At 55.5% G+C, this 18,366-nt stretch carries 15 protein-coding genes; 4 read left to right on the top strand and 11 right to left on the bottom strand.

The genetic code is table 11. The features are described 5' to 3' along the window. Positions 1 to 94: 94 nt before the first annotated feature. From GM415_RS03140 to GM415_RS03155, 4 genes are all read left to right on the top strand, one after another. Entirely contained in the window at positions 95 to 997 is a 903-nt protein-coding gene (locus GM415_RS03140; protein ID WP_158946382.1) for a TIGR01777 family oxidoreductase, read from the top strand. Between the two features lie 87 nt (positions 998 to 1,084). After that, positions 1,085 to 2,503: a sigma-54-dependent transcriptional regulator gene (locus tag GM415_RS03145; protein WP_158946383.1), complete on the top strand. Its 1,419-nt coding sequence runs from the start codon at positions 1,085 to 1,087 to the stop codon at positions 2,501 to 2,503. Between the two features lie 126 nt (positions 2,504 to 2,629). Beyond that, a complete protein-coding gene (locus GM415_RS03150; RefSeq protein WP_158946384.1) occupies positions 2,630 to 3,343 on the top strand; it encodes a class I SAM-dependent methyltransferase in 714 nt (237 codons plus the stop codon). Between the two features lie 145 nt (positions 3,344 to 3,488). Then, positions 3,489 to 4,091 carry a Spy/CpxP family protein refolding chaperone gene (locus GM415_RS03155; RefSeq protein ID WP_158946385.1) on the top strand — a complete coding sequence of 201 codons (603 nt, stop codon included), beginning with the start codon at positions 3,489 to 3,491 and terminating at the stop codon, positions 4,089 to 4,091. Between the two features lie 136 nt (positions 4,092 to 4,227). On the opposite strand, the gene GM415_RS03160 is transcribed toward GM415_RS03155, so the two are convergent. The 11 genes from GM415_RS03160 to GM415_RS03210 all read right to left on the bottom strand — a co-directional run bounded on the left by GM415_RS03160 (position 4,228) and on the right by GM415_RS03210 (position 18,303). After that, positions 4,228 to 4,845 carry a class I SAM-dependent methyltransferase gene (locus GM415_RS03160; protein ID WP_158946386.1) on the bottom strand — a complete coding sequence of 206 codons (618 nt, stop codon included), beginning with the start codon at positions 4,843 to 4,845 and terminating at the stop codon, positions 4,228 to 4,230. Further along, positions 4,842 to 5,618 carry a type 2 periplasmic-binding domain-containing protein gene (locus tag GM415_RS03165; protein ID WP_158946387.1) on the bottom strand — a complete coding sequence of 259 codons (777 nt, stop codon included), beginning with the start codon at positions 5,616 to 5,618 and terminating at the stop codon, positions 4,842 to 4,844. The genes GM415_RS03160 and GM415_RS03165 overlap by 4 nt, the downstream gene beginning before the upstream one ends. Positions 5,619 to 5,897: 279 nt before the next feature. After that, positions 5,898 to 7,655 (bottom strand): carboxypeptidase-like regulatory domain-containing protein, encoded by a 1,758-nt coding sequence (locus tag GM415_RS03170; protein WP_158946388.1) that lies wholly within the window; start codon positions 7,653 to 7,655, stop codon positions 5,898 to 5,900. 152 nt (positions 7,656 to 7,807) lie between these two features. Beyond that, positions 7,808 to 9,193: a phenylacetate--CoA ligase family protein gene (locus GM415_RS03175; RefSeq protein WP_158946389.1), complete on the bottom strand. Its 1,386-nt coding sequence runs from the start codon at positions 9,191 to 9,193 to the stop codon at positions 7,808 to 7,810. A gap of 63 nt (positions 9,194 to 9,256) precedes the next feature. Next, positions 9,257 to 10,912, bottom strand: a complete 1,656-nt coding sequence (locus tag GM415_RS03180; RefSeq protein ID WP_158946390.1) for a GNAT family N-acetyltransferase — start codon at positions 10,910 to 10,912, stop codon at positions 9,257 to 9,259. A gap of 172 nt (positions 10,913 to 11,084) precedes the next feature. After that, positions 11,085 to 12,008 carry a glycosyltransferase family 2 protein gene (locus GM415_RS03185; RefSeq protein WP_158946391.1) on the bottom strand — a complete coding sequence of 308 codons (924 nt, stop codon included), beginning with the start codon at positions 12,006 to 12,008 and terminating at the stop codon, positions 11,085 to 11,087. A gap of 81 nt (positions 12,009 to 12,089) precedes the next feature. Then, positions 12,090 to 13,310 carry an O-antigen ligase family protein gene (locus GM415_RS03190; RefSeq protein WP_242012427.1) on the bottom strand — a complete coding sequence of 407 codons (1,221 nt, stop codon included), beginning with the start codon at positions 13,308 to 13,310 and terminating at the stop codon, positions 12,090 to 12,092. Between the two features lie 62 nt (positions 13,311 to 13,372). Then, positions 13,373 to 14,371: a polysaccharide deacetylase family protein gene (locus GM415_RS03195; RefSeq protein WP_158946393.1), complete on the bottom strand. Its 999-nt coding sequence runs from the start codon at positions 14,369 to 14,371 to the stop codon at positions 13,373 to 13,375. A 7-nt stretch (positions 14,372 to 14,378) separates the two neighbouring features. Further along, on the bottom strand, positions 14,379 to 15,458 hold the full coding sequence (locus GM415_RS03200; RefSeq protein ID WP_158946394.1) for a GNAT family N-acetyltransferase: 1,080 nt from the start codon (positions 15,456 to 15,458) through the stop codon (positions 14,379 to 14,381). Continuing rightward, complete coding sequence (locus tag GM415_RS03205) at positions 15,437 to 16,603, bottom strand: glycosyltransferase (RefSeq protein ID WP_158946395.1); 1,167 nt, start codon at positions 16,601 to 16,603, stop codon at positions 15,437 to 15,439. The genes GM415_RS03200 and GM415_RS03205 overlap by 22 nt, the downstream gene beginning before the upstream one ends. Further along, positions 16,603 to 18,303: a glycosyltransferase family 2 protein gene (locus tag GM415_RS03210; protein WP_242012332.1), complete on the bottom strand. Its 1,701-nt coding sequence runs from the start codon at positions 18,301 to 18,303 to the stop codon at positions 16,603 to 16,605. Before GM415_RS03210 ends, GM415_RS03205 begins: the two co-directional genes overlap by 1 nt. Positions 18,304 to 18,366: the final 63 nt, after the last annotated feature.

Here is an 18,366-nt window from a genome sequence, read left to right on the forward strand (position 1 = left end):
CCGGCACAAAAAGCATTTCCCGTCTGGTGAAAGCCGCTGCGCCGTGGTACCGTGAAAGCGGGTTTCTCCATGAAAACCCGTCACGGAGGGAATCATGCGCGCAATCATCGCCGGGGGCACCGGCTTCATCGGACAATCGCTCATCACGGAGTTGCAGGAAAACGGCTGGGACATCGTGGTCCTGTCGCGCTCACCTGGCAAGGTGGCCTCGATTTTCGGCAGCGGCGTCATCGGCATGCGCTGGGACAACGGCGACTGGCCGGACCTGCTCGGGCCGGAAACGGTCATCGTCAACCTGGCCGGGGAGAACATCGCCGCCGGAAGGTGGACGCGGGCCAGGAAGGAACGCATCCTCAACAGCCGCATCAAGGCGGGCGAACGGATCGTGGAAGTGGTTCGCAGGAGCGGCGTCGCTCCGGCCGCGCTCATCCAGGCGTCGGCCGTGGGCTACTACGGCCCGCGCGGCACCGAGCTTATCGACGAGACCGCGGACTCGGGAGACGGCTTCCTGGCCGAGGTGACACGCCGCTGGGAGGCGTCCACCCTGGCGCTGGAGGAGATGGGCGTGCGCAGGGTGATCATCCGCACCGGCGTGGTCCTGGGCAACGGCGGCGCGCTTGAACGAATGCTGCCGCCGTTCCGGTTTTTCCTGGGCGGTCCCCTCGGCAGCGGGCTCCAGGGCGTGTCCTGGATTCACATGGCCGACGAGGTGGGTGCCATCCGCTTCCTGATGGAAAATGAAGAGACGTCGGGCGCGTACAATCTGACCGCGCCAACCCCGGTGCGTTTCCGCAAGTTTGCGCGCATTCTGGGCCAGACCCTGAACCGGCCCCACTGGCTCAAGGTTCCGGCCTTCGTCCTGCGGCTCCTGTTTGGCGACATGGCCGACGAGGCGCTCCTCTCGGGCCAGTTGGTGCTGCCCGCACGGCTGCTCCGGGCCGGGTACGGCTTCCGCTTCCCCAACCTGGAGGAAGCCCTGGCGGACCTGTTGGTCTGATCCCCCACTTGAATCCGCCGCCCCTCTCCTTTATGAAAGGGGTTGCGGTACGCTTTTGCGAGGAACTTTCACTCCATAGGGAGACTCATGCGCGGACAGATTCTGATCATCGACGACGAGGAAGGCATCCGGTTTTCCCTGCGAGGCATCCTCGAGGACGAGGGGCACGAGGTTATTGAGGCGGGGTCCGGCGAGGAGGGATTGGAACTGCTCGGCACGGACATCCCGGACATGGTCTTCCTGGACATCTGGCTGCCGGGCATGGACGGTCTTGAAGTGCTCGAGACCATCGCCGGACAGTACAAGGGACTGCCGGTGATCATGATTTCCGGCCACGGGACCATTGAAACGGCGGTCCAGGCTCTGAAAAAGGGCGCCTTCGACTTCATCGAGAAACCCCTCTCCCTGGAAAAGGTGGTCGTGGCCACCCGCAACGGCCTGGAGTTCTCCCGCCTGCGCCAGGAAAACCTCGCCCTCAAAACCCGCATCAACTCGGAGCAGCCCGTATCGCTCACCGGCGAGTCCGAGGCCATCAGGAATCTCAACGACGTCATCTCACGGGTGGCGCCCACCGAGTCGTGGGTGCTGATCACCGGCGAGAACGGCACGGGCAAGGAGATCGTGGCCCGGTCCATTCACAACCAGTCCGGGCGCAGCGACAACCCCCTGGTTGCGGTCAACTGCGCGGCCATTCCCGAGGAACTGATCGAATCCGAACTCTTCGGCCACGAAAAAGGCGCTTTCACCGGCGCGGAAAAGGCCCAGGTGGGCAAGTTCGAGCTGGCCGACGGCGGCACCCTGTTCCTGGACGAGATCGGTGACATGAGCCTCAAAACGCAGGCCAAGATACTGCGCATCCTCCAGGAGCAGGCCTTCGAGCACGTGGGCGGGCGCAAGACCATCACCGTGGATGTGCGGGTCATTGCGGCCACCAACAAGAACCTGCCCCACGAGATCGAAGCGGGCAATTTCCGCGAGGACCTATACTACCGGCTCAAGGTCTTCCCTCTGGAGCTGCCGCCCCTGCGCGACCGGTCCGGCGACATCCCCCTGCTCATCAAGGACTTCGAGGAGACGCTCATCCAGCAGCACGGCTTCAAGCCCATCGCCTTCACCCCGGAGGCCCTGGAGGTGCTCCAGCACTACCCCTGGCCCGGCAACGTGCGGGAGCTCAAGAATTTCGTGGAGCGCATGTTCATCATGTATGCCGGAGACCAGGTCACCCCGGACCGTCTGCCGCCCGAGTTTCAGGTCGCTGTCCCGGAAAAGCCGACACCGGTCCCCACCGAGCCCGATGCGCCAGCAGCCGAAGGCGGCTCTTTCGATGCGCTCATCGCGGACGGCCCCGCCGACCTCAAGCAGGCCCGCGCCGACTTCGAGGCCCGGTTCCTGGAGGCCAAGCTCAAGGAGTGTGACGGCAACATCTCGCAGTTGGCCAAGGCCATCGGGCTGGAGCGCAGCTCACTCTATCGCAAGCTCAAGGCGTACAAGATCCAGATCGACTAGATTCGCCCCACCACGGCGGAAAACACCCTTGCGGGCCCCTATCCCTTTACAGAACCGCCCATCGTGGTAATACTCGGGGAGAAGGGACGGTGCGCGGTGCCCGTCCCCCTACACGGAGGCTGAGGCATGGCTTGGGACCCGGAACGGTACGAGAAGTGGTTTGAAACGCCCGAAGGGACGTTCGCCCTGGAGCGGGAGATGCAGTTGCTGCAATCCGTCCTGGCGGGCTGGCCCCGGCGCGGCCACAAGCTGCTCGAGATCGGCTGCGGCACCGGCCTGTTCCTGGAGACCCTCTATCAGATGGGTTTCGACGTCAGCGGCATCGACTCCAGCCCGGCCATGATCATGGCCGCCCGCAAGCGATTGGGCAACAGGGCCGACCTGCACCAGGGTGACGGCGAACTGCTCCCGTTCTCCGACAACGAATTCGACTACGCCTTCCTCTGGTCCGTGCTGGAATTCACCTCCGACCCCAAGGCCATGCTAGAGGAAGCCCGGCGCGTGGCCGAAAAGGGACTGCTCATCGGCTTCCTGAACAAGAACTCCCTCTACTACACCCTGAACGTCAAGGGCTCCGGAGGTTCCCTGGACAGCGGACACTGGTTCACCTGGTGCCAGATGCAGGACCTGATCAAGGAAGCCACAGGCTTCAGGCACACCCTGGCCCGCTCGGTCCTGCCCGGCCCCATGCGCACCTGGAAGAATACCGGCCTGAGCCGCCGCCTCAATTCGACCCTCTGCCCTCCCTCCGTGGGGGCCTTTTCCGCAGCCAGAGTGGACTTCGTCAACATGAAGCCCCTCACGCCCCTGTTCGCCTGGAAGACCGAACCCGCCACGTAGCCTCGCGCCACGCGCGAGCCCCAGTACATCCAGCTTAAGATACTTTTACATTCTTTAACCGGTTTTCACGCCCGGTTAAAACCGTGTTTACGCCTTTCGCCTAGGGTTGGACCCGTCACAAGGCAAACAACCTATGGAGGATTCCATGCGAAAAAACACGACTCACAAATGCATGCGCCTCGGCGCACTCACCCTGATCATGGCCCTGTTCATGGCCGGAACCTCTGCCCTGGCCTTCGGCGGCCCCATGGACGGCCCAGGCCGCAAGGGCCACGGGGATTCCATGAAGGAGCACTTCCTCTCCCGCGTGGACTACACCATGCAGGAGCTCCAGCTCTCCCCTGACCAGCAGGCCAAGTACAGCACGATCCGAGCCCACATGGCCAAGGCCCTGAACGAGGCCGAAGCAAGGCGCAAGGCCACTCGCGAAGACATTCGCAATGAACTGAACCGTCCCACCCCGGACCTGCGCAAGGTGGCGGCGGCCATGAAGCGGGAAGCACGGATCATGCCCGACACCATGACCATGCAGATCGACAGCCTGCTCAAGGTCCACGACATCCTGAACAAGAAGCAGCAGGCCCGCCTGGTCGAGATGATCAAGGCGCACATGGGCCCCATTCCCATGCGCAACGCCGACGGCCAGCAGCAGAAGATGGGCCCCGGCGGCACGCCTCCCCAGGGCGGGATGCCCGGACGCGGCGGCCCTCAGGGCGGTCCGCAGGGCGGTTTCGACCCCATGTCCTAAAGACATAAGAATACGGACAGGCCGCAAGCACAAACGCAGCCTCCTCTCCTCATTGAACGGCACCCGCTTCTCCCGGCGGGTGCCGTCATTTTTTGGGGATTCAAACGATGTCCGGCTTTTAAAACCGGGGGTGCGGCTACTTGTGCACCGTAAGGACGCCCGCCCAGCCACTCATGAAAGGAATGCATTCATCATAGCCCCCTTCGCGCTCCAGGAAGGCGGCAGTACCGCCCCGCGCCATGAAATGCCGGAAGCAGGTGTGATGCGTCTCCCCGGCCATGCGCTCCACCAGCCGGATACCCCACCCGGTCCAGCGTGAGGTTCCCTTCGGCGGCAGGACGTAGTCGGCAACGGCGACCACCCCGCCGGGCCGGACCAGACGCATGGCCTCCCGGAAGATGGCCCGGGCCGTGGCCTCCGGCTTTTCGTGCAGGGCGAAGCTGAGGGTGACGCCACCGAACGCGCCCTCCGGCAACCCGGTGTCCGAAGCGTCACCGCGCAGAAAAGGGATGGCAGGATGCTTGCGGCGGGCCACTTCCAGCATGGCCCCGGAGACGTCCACACCCAAAGGGCGCAGGCCGCGCCGGGCCGCCAGCCCGGCCAGCAACCCCGTGCCGCAGCACAGATCGACCATGGTCCCGCCGCGCTCCAGTCCGAGGGCGTCGAGAGCCCCGGCATGCAACGGACGCAGGAACGGCCCGATCAGCGGGTCGTAGAGGGTGGCGTAACGGGCATATTCGTCCACTGGCGTCACTTGGGAAGCAACTCCCGGTTCACCTTGACCACCTTGGCGATGGCCGCTTCGTCGTACCCCTTTTGCCGGAGCAGTTCGAGCAGCGCCCCGGAGGCAAGCAGTTCGCGCATCCGGCGGTCATAGAGGTCCCGAAGACGGCGGCCTCTCTTATCGGGCGAAAACACTGGCCGGACCGTAAGCGAACGAATCGGCGAGATGACGAAAGGCGCGATGGGCAACCTGGAATCGTCCATGGCCCGTTTGAGCAGCAGGCTGTCCCCGAGAATGAAGGCCACCTCGCCCCTGTCGAGCAGGTGATAGGCGGAACTGAGATCGTAGACCAGCAGCGGGTCGACTTCCACCGGCAGGAAGCGGACGAGACCAAAACCATTGAGATAGGCGACCTTCTGCCCGGCCAGGGACGTGGCGTCCTTGAAGGGCGTGCACCGCCTGTAGGCTGCGGCCAGATCGTAGGAGATCAGGGGCACCCGGGCGGGAAGCGCGCCCCCGCCGTCGGCCCGGACGTCCAGGGCGCAGTCGACCCCGCCGCTCTTCACCGCCTCCAGAGCGCGGGCATAGGGCATGGGCCGATGGTCCAGGTCCACGTGCGCACCCTCGAAGACTTCCTTGAGGATATCCGTCAGCAAGCCGGTCCGCCCCGGCATGACGGCATGCCCGAGATACGGCATGCCGAAGACGCAGGTCTCGCGCCCCACCAACCGATCCTGTCCCCGGGCCGGAGCAGGCGCGGCGACCAGTGTCATAAGAAGAATGAGAAAGAGAGAACGCAGCATGTTTGGAGTATCCGGCAAAAGTCCGGGGAATTCAAGCCCGCCTGGGGCCCCCTTGACGAGGCCCCAGGCGGGGAGCTGCGGCGCAGGAGGAGTGGAGGGCATCCCTGCCGAAGATACTCGCCTATGCCCTGAAGAAGCAGCCTTCCCGAAGCTCGCCTACCGCCCTCCGGCCAACCGTCGCCAGCAGTCGCGTCCCCACGCAGCCTTTGCAAAACGATGAGACATGCGACTTCACCCACCGTCACCGGCAACATACCAGCCGTTTAGCTATCGCGAGCTTCATTTGACCTCTACTGTTACCGAATAGGGGCTATCTTGCGCAAAGGAGCCCTCACCCTGCATTCCTCCGCTCATGACCGTAATGCCATACGGAGAGGCTGTATACCTGCCCTGACCAAGCATCTTGCCCAAGGGAGCATGCTTTGCATTGGTCACCCCATAATCCAAAAGAGCGGCCTTGAACGTCCCATCATCATTAGTCTCCCCGGTCGCCGCAATCTCCCCTGAGAGGTTCTTGATAGTAACCGATGCATGGGCCAGAGGCGCTCCATTGCTAACGGCATGCACGATGTGAGTCGTCATGAAGCGGACGTCCCGTAATTTACCGCCATCTAGCTGCATGTTGATGCTTTCGCGCGACGCGCCGTCCTTCATCACATTATCCGTGAAGACTCCTGTGGCAACGAAATACTTGGCATCCGAACGAATCGTCCTGTATCCGGGGAACTCCTTCAGCCGGATGAACTCGTTGCCGGAGAACTCGGGATAGCCTTCAGAGGAACCATAAGAATCGGCGAGAAGAACATTGGCCCAAGAACTCGACATAGTGTTATGCTCAAAACGAAGACCCGAGGACTTGTTGTTGCCGCAGACGGCCACCGCAGGAACCTTAGCATTCCCATCCGCAGAGACACCCGTAATGACATTATCTTTGAAAAGCATCTTTTGCCCCTCATCTATGGCGGCCCAGACAGCACGCCCCCAACTGTCTCGTCCCTCTACGGAGCGGACGGCGCCCAAACAGACAAACCTGTTGTTCTCTATAAGAATATTATCTGCTCCCCAGTGAGTTCTATACGCTGCGGCGGCACTCGTTCCCTTGTACTCCGAGCTAAGTCTCGTCGTCATCACCTCGACATCGTTGCTCCGGACAATACCATTGGCAGTATTAGAAACCACACCTATGCCTATCGGGTGCATACCCACCCCTCTGATGACGTTGCCTTCGCAGAGCCAGTAGTCGTTCTCCCAATCTCCCTGGCCATAGTAACATACTCCGAAAGAGTTGGTTGCGACGCTGTCGATATTGATGATGTTATTCTGACAAACGGTCTTATCGTTTCCGGGAGAGATCCCCCCCTGTCTGACGCGTTCCAGGAAATTGTTGTACACTTCCATGTTGGAGCCCCGCTCAACGCCGATGGCTGAGAAGCCATGCTTGCGGTCGAGCACGACAGTACCCTTGTCACGAACCACGTTGTGGTGGATGCTCCCGCTCCCCCAAGGCATCACAATGGCTACCGTTTGCGCCGAATGATATTCCAGGGTCAGACCTGCCAACTCGATGTCGGCGATGCCGCGAGAGAGGTTTATGGGGCTGCTCCCTTTGAATTGTTTGTCTCCCTTCGAGACATTTTGGGATTGTACGATGCGGCCATTGATTACCGCGTTGTCGCTCCTATGATACCCCTCGCTCGTTACGCCGTGGCTCTTTCCTTTCGCGGCAGTGCCATACTCGACAGTATGACCATTCAAATCCAGAGTGATGTGTGCCCCCTTGAAAACAAACGCTGTGCCCTCGGAGGAGACGTCGTTTTGCAGAACGTATCGGGTACCAGGCTTGTCTAGGTCCATCGGACCGGATATAGGCTCCACCTGCTTTCTATCAAATTTATGATAGGTCACATCATCAAGACCCAGCTTTTCCCGGGCATGGGCATAATCGATAAAATCGACTTGGGCCAAAGCAATCTGCGGCGCAAAGCCCAAGATAAGGGTCAACGACAGAATCGAAGGGAATAGAATTCTTCTGAACACAATTAACGCCTCCTTAGATAATACAATCCCCAGCCTCTCTCCGGGAGGTTACCCCATTTCATTCGCACAGTGCTCCACTCCGGGAGTATCCCGGGTGCGGCCAACCTCCTGACAAGCGTTAAAACGCCTTCCCGTTCCAGTACATGCCTAGGCTAAAAGGGCTGATCTTCCAACTTAGATATGCAAAACCTATATTTGCCAGAGCTTTCCGACTGGATGCTGTCCACGTACTCTATTTCATGCCTCATCTGCTCGCCAAAACGCTGGTTTACCAATCGGTTAAGGTTATCCACACTATCGGAGGTCCAGTCAGAGCCCTTCACGACACGAAGGACAATGAAGTCGATGGCCTCCTGGATTATCTGCAATTGTTTCACGCCCTTCGCCTGCATGGCAAAATTCTCGGTCAATGATATGCCGGAAATATATTCCCCGTCTGGCGTGCGTACATAATCCGCAATGCGCCCCTCCAACGATTCGATTAACGGATATGAACGGCCACAGGAGCAGGGCTCGGAACGGATTCTCGCGGCGTCGCCAACCTTGTACCGAATTATTGGCATACCGTAGTTGGATAAATCAGTAACGACGACGGCCCCAACCTCACCGGGAGCCACGGGGATGCCGTTGGGGTCGACGCACTCGAGAATGATGGTGTCCATGTTGATATGCAGCCCTTCATGCGCCTCACATTCACTGGCGATAAGACTTACTTCCTCACAGCCGTACCGGTTGAAAACCTTGGCCTTAAAGGCCTCCTCTACGAGAGAGCGCTCAAAATCATGGAGCACCATTGCTGTCGAAATGATCCCTTTGGGCTGGTAGCACTGCAAGCCGTTTTGCTTCACGAACTTGGCGAAAAGATACAATGAATGGGCGTGCCCGAATAGCTGGGTCGGCCTTTTCTTCAAAAGGGCCTCGTGAAATTCGAGCATGGCTGCATGGTCCATTTTAAGCGTATCCAGGTAGACCATCCTTCCGAGCAGAGCATTGCGCAACCAGAGACGCCAGTTGTCCTTATAGGTGGGGTTTCCCCAAATGGCACCGATGGCCTCTCCCTGACGCCAGCCACACCACATGTCGTGGCGCACCGCACAAGCCCGCTTCCACTGCTGGCTGTCTTCGTCGATATACAGGGACAAGGAAACCCCGGTGGAGCCGGAAGTTGTCTTGTTGCGCAACTTGCTCCGATCATGAATGCCGGAAATCATATTGTCGCCTTGATTGCGGATGGCATCCTTGGTCAGAACCGGCAACTTGGACAAATCAGCCACAGTGGTGACGTCTTGCGGGCGCACTCCAGCCTCATCCATCATCTCCTTGTAATACTTTGTATTGTCATATGCGTGAGCTATCAGGCGGGTAAGCCTTGAATCCTGCTCAGCTAGAACAGCCTTTAAATCACGGTATGGAGCGTCTACGAGCTTTTTCAGGTGCCGCAAGTAGGGGGAGGATTCTTTCGCCGCCCAAAGGGGGGCAATAATGCCTCGGCTCACATGGGAAAAAAAATCTCTATTATACTTGACGCAATCACTCATAACAACTCCAATTTATTCAAAAATCGCAAAACCAATTTCACCGGCAGACTCAAAAAATTGCCATTATAGCGGAGCCACGCCGTGCGTGCCCGATAACGCACTCTTAAATTCAATCTCCGATTCGGGAATACTAAATATTACACCCTCCCCACCGCCAGAGGCAACATGCTTCCGAATGGAATAAATAACCCCTTCAAGAAGGATGCGACTGATGGACTCAGCGCAACTCACCAAATCATAAACAAAATACTTCTCGCATTCGGAGCCAACTTTACACGCGGATAGACGGCTCACGCCATCTTCAATCAGCCAGCCGGAGTGAATGAGGCTTTCTCCGCTTGTAACGGTGACAAGAGTATCTCCCGCATCAAAATGATCCAATGCCATCTTCAGGTGAACGGACTCTCTTTCGATGTTGCGACAGTCATCCCCAAGCAGGTCGTCATATCGATTGAAAGTAACCATATGGACGCAGGCCTCTAATGCTGACTCCATGGCAACCTTCTGCGTTGCAACAAAATAGCTCCGCGCCGAGGCCGCCCCCGATTTCCACCTCGGCAAAGCCTTTTGCAAGACAAGGCCCACACCGACAATTGCCGCCATCTTACCGGCCAATTTTCTTGGAATAGAATCTTTCCCGACTAGCCATGGCTGATCCAGGCCTGCCCGCTTTATCATGGCCTTAAGCCTTTCCTTAGCTATAAACGCGAGATATACTCTCCTTGAGAAATACAGCTTGGCCTGCGATACGGATTGGACTCCATTACTGAACTTGCTCTTGTAGGCGTCTTTTCCCGGCGTTAAATCCAATTTTTCATAACCTGACTCAATCAGGTGCTCCATCAGCTTGAGCAAATAGATTTTTCCTGGCGAATTCCTTGATTCGGCTGGATCAAACGTTGGCAACGTAAGATAAAATGTCGAGTCATCATGAAAGCCATAATGAATCGCAACAGGGCGTCCCTCTACTTTCATGACAGATAGATGCGACAACTCGGAATTCTTGAATGCTTCTTTCAAAAAGACACTTCGCAACGGATCCTGTCTAAATGGGGCTTTGCGATACAAGGCAATTTTTCGAAATTCATATTGATTGGCCAACGCCCCAACCAGTTCATTAACTTCGTCGGGAGAAGTGACTCGATAAAAAGAAAACCCAGCCCGCTTCAAAAACCTGTTCAATTGGTTCTTGTTCGACTTATTCTTTCTCAGCTTCCGATAACGCGCGTCATCCAACAGCGAATAGATTGGAGACTCCTCGCTCTCTAGGGAGACAAAAATATCATGGGCTTTGAGCACGTCGGAATGTCTCCATCCCGTGCCGAGTCCCGGAGGAAGCCACCCCCAATCCCAACACCCTGTCCCGATCAATCTTTTCAACTCTGTCAGACTGTTTATTATGAATTCTTCCAAGAAATTATCCAATGCCAAAAAGCCATGATATTCAGCCAAGTTCAAACCGACATGGTACAGCTTTCCAGTTCCCCCCTGGCGGCATACAAACAGCAAACCTACGAGCTCGTCATTGTCCCCTCTTCCAACGAAAAGTATCGGATCAAAATGTCTCAAATAGACTTTGAACCACGAGATGACAAAATCAGGCTCTAGAAAGACGGTGACATAGCCGCATTGGTCGGCGAGAGACTGCCATTCCTCGACAAAACGTTTATCCAGAAGCAGGCGTAACGCCTCTGAGTTTTGAAAAACTGTTAGTTCCATTTCCCTCTCGCAAGCAACGCAATAACAATTAATTTGCATATAGCTGTCGGCTCATGACAACGAAAGCAAACGCCATGGTCTTAAACAGCTGACGGGCTCTCTATGCCCACGCAAGAAAAACTCTTCTCACAAGGGCATTTCACCCAAGGTAATCCAGCTCCCCGCCCCCCGCTCAACAGGTCTTCTCCCCGGGCTTAACCAAGTACTTCAACAGGGATATAACCTTATCCGGGAGTACCATGCGCAATGCAGCCTTCCACGACCTTGTGGAAATGGGGTACATTGCCAAAGAGGCAAGCATCAGACCGGCTGCTTTAGCGCTTTTTTGCCTGCTCTTCTGAAACATTGCGTATGTGCAGCAAGTCATCCCCCAGGCCTCCAGAATTGCGGGGACGGCCAGACCCCGACGTATTTTCTTGTCTCTTAAATGCCTCTTCATAATATTGAATGCGGATAAAATCCGCTTTTCTCTATTGTCGGACATATTACCATGCCCGACGCGGTAGTACGTCAAGCATTCATCCAGAAAATCGAATTCATATGCCTGTGCCATCCTAATCCAGAGATCATAGTCTATCCCCATAGACAGGGTCTCATCAAATCCACCGATTAACTCCAGGCTGGTTCTTCGCACCATCGAAGAAGAAAAACAGATGAAATTGTCTACATATATCCTGTTCAATATCCTCCCCCGGTACAACGGGGGATGGTTGTATTCCGAAATAGCTCCATCTGGGTCTAGCAAACGCCGCTTGCTATAGACAACCGCGACATCCGGATTGTCGAAAAGGGGTATCATTTTCTCAAGTTTTGTTGAATCCCACATGTCATCTGCATCGAGAAAGGCAATGACTTCACCTGAAGATTCTCTCACGCCTCTGTTCTTTGCGACGGTCTGCCCGGCGTTCTCCTGATAAACATACTTGACCCCATATCGATCGACATACGGCTTGATCAGTTCAGCGGAATTATCTTGAGATCCGTCGTCAATAACGACAATTTCAGTGTTGTCGTATGTTTGGCCAATAGCCGAATCCAATGCGCATTGAATGTACCTGCCGTAATTGTATGTCGTAATCACAATGGAACATTTCACGCCATTCCCTCTCCACATCTCATATCAGCCTCCGGTTAACAGTCCGGCAGTACGATCGCCCTATGCAGCAACAATGTATAGCTATGCTCTGCTCTCAGATAACGCCAGGTCGCGCCTGACGAGATTCAGCATGATCGCGGTGTATGCAATAATCCAATACCATGTATAGCGGTACAACATGTGTCCCGCGAACCCTTGGAACAACAACAGCACAAGGCAGATCATATTTGCCTTGGCGTACTCGAACAGCCCGCTTTTCTCATATTTGATCACTGCGATGTTCCTTTTGATGCAACCAACCACCAGTGCCCCGAAAAGGATAATGCCCAAAATGCCCAATTCTCCCATCACCTGGCCGTATAAATTGTGTGAACGCAACCCATACGGCCCCCCGACGAGAGCGCGGGCGGTTGCGAATCCTCCCACACCGTATCCGATTGGCCGCCTGCACATCAGCTCGAACCCATTGACTAATCCGAGAATCCTGCTTTCTGCCGAGACGGTTGCGCTTTCCACAGTCTTTTCGGACATGTAGTCGAGTTCAATCTCGTCCTTGGAATAAATCGTACTGAGTATGCGCTCCTTTTGTGGGCCGGGCGTGAATGTCCAAATCACGACGAAGGCCACTCCCAGCAGGACAAAGTTTCGAAAAGAGTGCTTGTTGGCAAGAATGTAGATGACGGCAAGAAACGCCAAGCTGGCGAACCCAGTTCTCGAACCGGTCAGCACAACACAGACAGCCGAAAGGACAAACAACCCCAGGAGAAGGGGCTTGACAATGCGCCGGAACGGGATGGCCGAATCCCTGAATAACGCATAAGCGTAGGGGATGGTCAGGCAGACCGTTGAAGCGAAAGAGTTCGGATTGTTATACGTCTGCCCGATACCCACCATACGCACAAGTCCCATCCGGTACACGTACCGACCATTGGTATATTCTATTAATGATTTTAACTCATAGACGAAAAATATCATGACGACGGCGGTCATGAAGCAGGCGAACTCCTCCCTGGTTTTGACCGTATTCACCATCAAAAAAGAAACGAGGCATATTTTGAAAAATTTATACGATATATCCTGCCATGCCGCGAAATCATATGCCCAAAGTCCACTTGCCAGGACCAGCCCTAGGAATCCGAGCAGCATCTTGCCGCCTGAAAAGGGCATAAACTTGCCCTTATGGGTAAGGGCAAAGCAGATCAACATGGCGATTGCCCAGGTCTTCTCCAGTTTTATCAACTCTAAAACCGGATATTCTTCTGGCAACCGACAAATATAAATAAACAAATATCCCAACAACATCCAGCGCACGATTTATTCTCTGCTAGTTTTCTGTTCAATAATGATGGGAACAGGTGAACCGGTTATCTCCCAAGAAGAATTTCAAAACGGGATAGCCTTCCGCTGGCATGCGCTCTGAAAAGCGCCTCGGAACACCGTCCGGTCCAACTGCCGTAGTAGCCGAAGCTGACGTCAAAACGCTTCAAGGAATATAGGTCGTCACCGGGCACATTGAGACCGGGCATGGTGGTGGTCGCGGCTATGAAACCCGCTTTTTTCACCACTGAAATCACCCTATCGTCGAAATCGTTTCTCGTGCCGTTCGGATAGGAAAACAACGAAACCTTCGAATGGATCATATCTTCGAGCATCACCTTGCCCTCCCCGATCTCCCTCTGCAGTTCCACTTCGTCAAGTTGTGCCAGCAAAGGATGGCTGATGGTGTGAGCTCCGACGTCGACCCATTTGGACGAAGCCAACTCACGGCATTCGTCCGGAGTCATCATGACCCGTTCGACTCTCTTGCCCTCTGCGACCTTGCCGACAATTGCCAACCGGTCCTCATGGGACATTTTTTTCAAGGAAGCATGCAGTCGACAGGCCACTTCTTCCCTACCGGCCACCCCTTTCCAGGTATGCCGCCCCAGGCCCACCGAAGTCAGATCGGCCTCAGATGAACTTCCTCCAAAAACGGCCATGTCAAAATCGTAAAACCACAACGAGCCATTTCGCACGGCGTCCATTGCCACGAAAACGGTAGCCGGAACGCAGTATTTCTCCAAGATGGGATAGGCCGTGGTCCAGTTGTCCCGAAAACCGTCATCAAAAGTAACACATACGCAGTTTCTGCTCGAAACGCCTTCACGAAGACGGCTCACGGCCTGCTCCAACGAAATCACATCGAAATACTCTGACAAAACACGCATCTGTGCATCAAAGTCTTCGGGAGACACACTCAAAAAGCCATCTGGCGCAATTCGATGATACGTCAAAATGGCAATCCCATCCTGCGGCCGCACCAGGTTTGCAAAACAACATGCCAGTTGCTTTAGGCCCTGTTTGCAGCGTTGCCGAACATCCATGGTCGTCTTAACCTTCCATTCGTTCTTTTATCGTTTTCCTGGCGCGCAGCCCTTTTTCCAGCAACAAACTCTTCAAGTGCCTTTTGGAAAACAGCCAGCTATTGACGAAATCATTTGAGCCAGTCGCCCAATGCCGCTTGCTTTCATTGGCCTCTCCTAGAAGATGAAACAACGTAACACCATGCTCACAGGCAAAAGGATAAATTTCATACTTGAGCAACTCTCCCGGACGCAGCTTTGCAAAAGAAGGATCATAGCCGATTTTATAACCGACAAAGGTATTATCTCGAATATAGAAACAATTGAATGCCACGTCGGACTCGCCGAATTTCAGGAAAGAAACCGAAAAATCCGTACTGCTCTTTCCAAACAATTTCATGAAGAAATCACGATATTTCTCTGAGAAAAGCCCTGATCCATTTTGCTCCTGCCATGTCTTGGCTGACAAGCGCTGTAGGCGATGTAATGCGCTTTGATTAGTTAGTCTTACCTCTTCGGTTGCAACCTCATATTGTTTGTTCGCTTTTCTTTTCGTGCAGTTGAATGATTTGCGGAAGGAAGTGGAACAGCCTGATAGGAATGCGGGGAAACCATCCGGCATGCCCACGTAGAGCGAAGGGAACCGGTGTTCCTCGTAAACATTTGTGAAACCTTCCTGCCCCCTACTGATAAACCGCCAATCCTGGCCGGTTGTTTCGATGGCGGGCACATTCAGCAACTCAATCTCACCGGAAAGCGCTTCATCAATCTGCAGCAACAGTTTGGCATCCCCATACAGATCGTCCTCGAAAAGAAACGACACATAGGGAGTAAGGCCGTTGGCGGCATAGGAAAATTCATTGACGGTGATCGGGCCAATACGTCTGCGCCCCATTACTCCGGGCACGATTCCCACGACATCGCCGTCTCTCCGGATGACAACAATTCTGGCGTTTCCTTCGACACAAAACGCAGGGTACCAACAGTCGAACCATTGGTAGGAGACAAAAGGGAACCAGAAACCCTTCGCTTCCGCAAGCCTGTCCCAATCTCCCTGCAGAGCCGGCGAGTCGCTCCAATCGTCGATCACTTCCACTTGGTACTGCAATCCTCTTCTCCTTTTTCCAACCATGTCCTGGCAAGGGCACCATCAAAATAGGTAAGGTATCGATTGACTATAACGTCTTCCGCAAACAGCGCCGCAGCCCTCGACCTTGCCGCTTGCCCCATTTCCTTCCGCATGGATTCATTTTCAAGCAAAAGCCGTATGGATTCCGCCATCCCGGAAGCATCTTCAGAGGGGACGAGGAATCCTGTCTCACCGTCCACGACCACTTCACCATTGCCGCCGACATCCGTGGCCACGGCCGGGATACCCATGGCCGCGTACTCGACCAGTGCATTGGACAACCCTTCTGATCGGCTGGACAATACCCCGATCGACATCCCCCGTATCAACGGAAGAGGATTCTGGCACTCTCCCAGGTAATAAACGACGCCATTAAGCCCACGCTGTGCAATCGCCTCACGCAGCCAGACTTCCCGATCAGGCAGAGCCCGTCCCACTATCACAAACCTCACATCGGGGAGTTCGCCATGGATCAACGCCGCCGCATCCAAAAACAACGTATGGTTTTTTACCGGCTTGACGCTTGCGACAATGCCCACGATGAGTTCCGCATCGGGGAGTCCTTCGTCCACGCCATCCGCTCCAGGGCTCTCCCCCCTCAGATTGATGGGGTTCGGGATGACGGAGATCTTGACTGGATCGATCCATTCCTTTTTGCCCACGATGGCGCTGGCAGTAACACTGTTGGACAAAAAACGCGGGACAAGCCTGGATATGATCCTGGCCTGCCAGACAGATCTGGGAGTCCAGTCGTGTCCCATATTCCTTCGATTCCCGATCAATCGTCCTCTGACTCCGGCAAGGCTTGCCGCAATCGTTGCCACCAATTCTCCTTCCGGGAAATACGCCAGGATCAAATCCGGAGGGGACTCCCGGAACAGACCTGCAAGCATTGAAACCCGCCTCAAAAAACTGAACGGACCCGGCGGAATCGAGTCTTCAAGCACAACTGGCGACGTATTGACACCGGCAAAAGCTTTGTCCACCTGCGGCCGGTTCACGACCACGAACTGCATTTCATATCCCTGCCGGGACAATCTATCCAAGAGGAAGCTGACGTGTTGCTCTGTGCCACCGACAGCGCCATTCCAACTGGCGATGACTACGGAAATCCTTCTTGCCATCACATCACCCCCCTCCTGAAACGATGCGCCATCTTTCCGCGCCCAAAAACCATGTCACGAAGGAAAAGGCGAAGTACGTAATAGTCGGTTCCCGTATAAAGGTAGCCGAGCTTGGAAGTGGTCTTCTGCATTGCGATGGTAGCCATGTTCCAATCCAAATAAGCTCGAGTCGCTCCAAGGTCCTTCAAATAGGACAGGGCATGGTAATGCAGGGCTTGGTGAATCCCTTTGCCGTACCAGGAAGCCAAGGTCATAACATACTCGAAGACATACTCATCAGGCTTCAATCGAAATGCGCTTCCCGCCACCTTTTTCATGTGACGATTGGCCCACAACACGCTCACGGTTTCGTTATTATTCGTTTTGGCCAAAAACAGCACGTTGCCATCGAGCATCCCCCGCTTCCACCGCTCCAACATATTCCTTGCACCGAACGCTTCCGTCGAACAGATTCTATCAATATCCTGCTCGTCTCCAACAGTGAATTCAAGCGGGACCTTGGCCTCGGGCCGTGGCACGCTCCAAGTCGACAGGTCGACGACATCTATCCTCAACTGCCTGAGCCAGAATATCTCCTTACAGTTGCGCCACAGTCGGTATTTGTCCAACCGCTTTCCTGAAAAACGGTTTAACCGGTCAATGATGGAAAGCCTGCGTTCGGGTACACTTTGCCGCTCCCGCTGATTCCCCCTTTTCCCTCGCAGCAACTCCAGCAAGAAACCGCCCCCCAACCCCAAATGGACCGTGGCAAAAATCGACATGCGCGTCAGCACCCCGGTCACAGTTCCTCCATCGGTCAGTCGATACGATTCCCGGCAGATCAACGCCAGGTAGGCAGCGAGCGGAATCAGGAGGAGGCCTCCCAATAGTATGGGAAGGGACGTCAGCAATCCCAGCAGGATGAACACCGGCGCCGCCATACACAGCAGGGCGAAGGCCGGAGGCACCAGCGAATTCATGGAGAGCGAATCAGGATGCTTCCTCCACAACCGACACCGCCCTGCCCCGTAGCGCTGCATCTGACGAAACAGGCCGGGCAGAGTCTCTCTGGGATAATAGCTCACCTTGAGCTTCGGGCTGGTATACGATTTGAAACCAGCTTTCTCCACCCGAAGGTTGAATTCGACGTCCTCGCAGGCGTCAAAATCCTCGTCCACATACCCGATCGTCTCAAAAACTTCCCGCCCATAGGCGGCGCCGTTACTGACGGGACTGGCAAAGCCCTCATGCTCACCGTAAATAAGGGAGCCGCTTCCGTGCCCCAAACGAGATCCCCGAACAGAAGCCACTGCCTCCTGAAACGGCGTCCCCCCCGGAGCATCCAAGGTCTGGGGCCTTCCCAGGCAAGACGCGCCTGTCCGCTCCACTATTTCGGCGAGATTACGAAGGAGCTTGAAATTTGGGATATGACAATGCCCGTCAATCACTAGAAAATACTCGCCCTCGCCGTTCTTAAAACCGATGTTCCTGCCAGAACTGGATTTCCTGCCAGGATTGTCGAGCAACCTCACATTGCCGTACTGCTCGCAATAGCTGGAAACAATCTCCCTCGTCGCGTCCTCAGACCCGCCGTCGACCACCAGCACCTCAAACCTCTCCTCCGGGTAATCCTGGCCCAGAATCTGTTCAAGCGTGGCCGCGATGAATCGTTCTTCATTGAAGACAGGCACCACCACCGAAATAAACAAGGAACTGTTCACTGCGAGCAACCTTTACCCACTTGTTTCACTCTTGGGGCATCCGGGTTCGGCAACAGCCCCCGA

Origin of the sequence: Pseudodesulfovibrio cashew, from assembly GCF_009762795.1 — a bacterium.
GTDB lineage: Bacteria > Desulfobacterota > Desulfovibrionia > Desulfovibrionales > Desulfovibrionaceae > Pseudodesulfovibrio > Pseudodesulfovibrio cashew.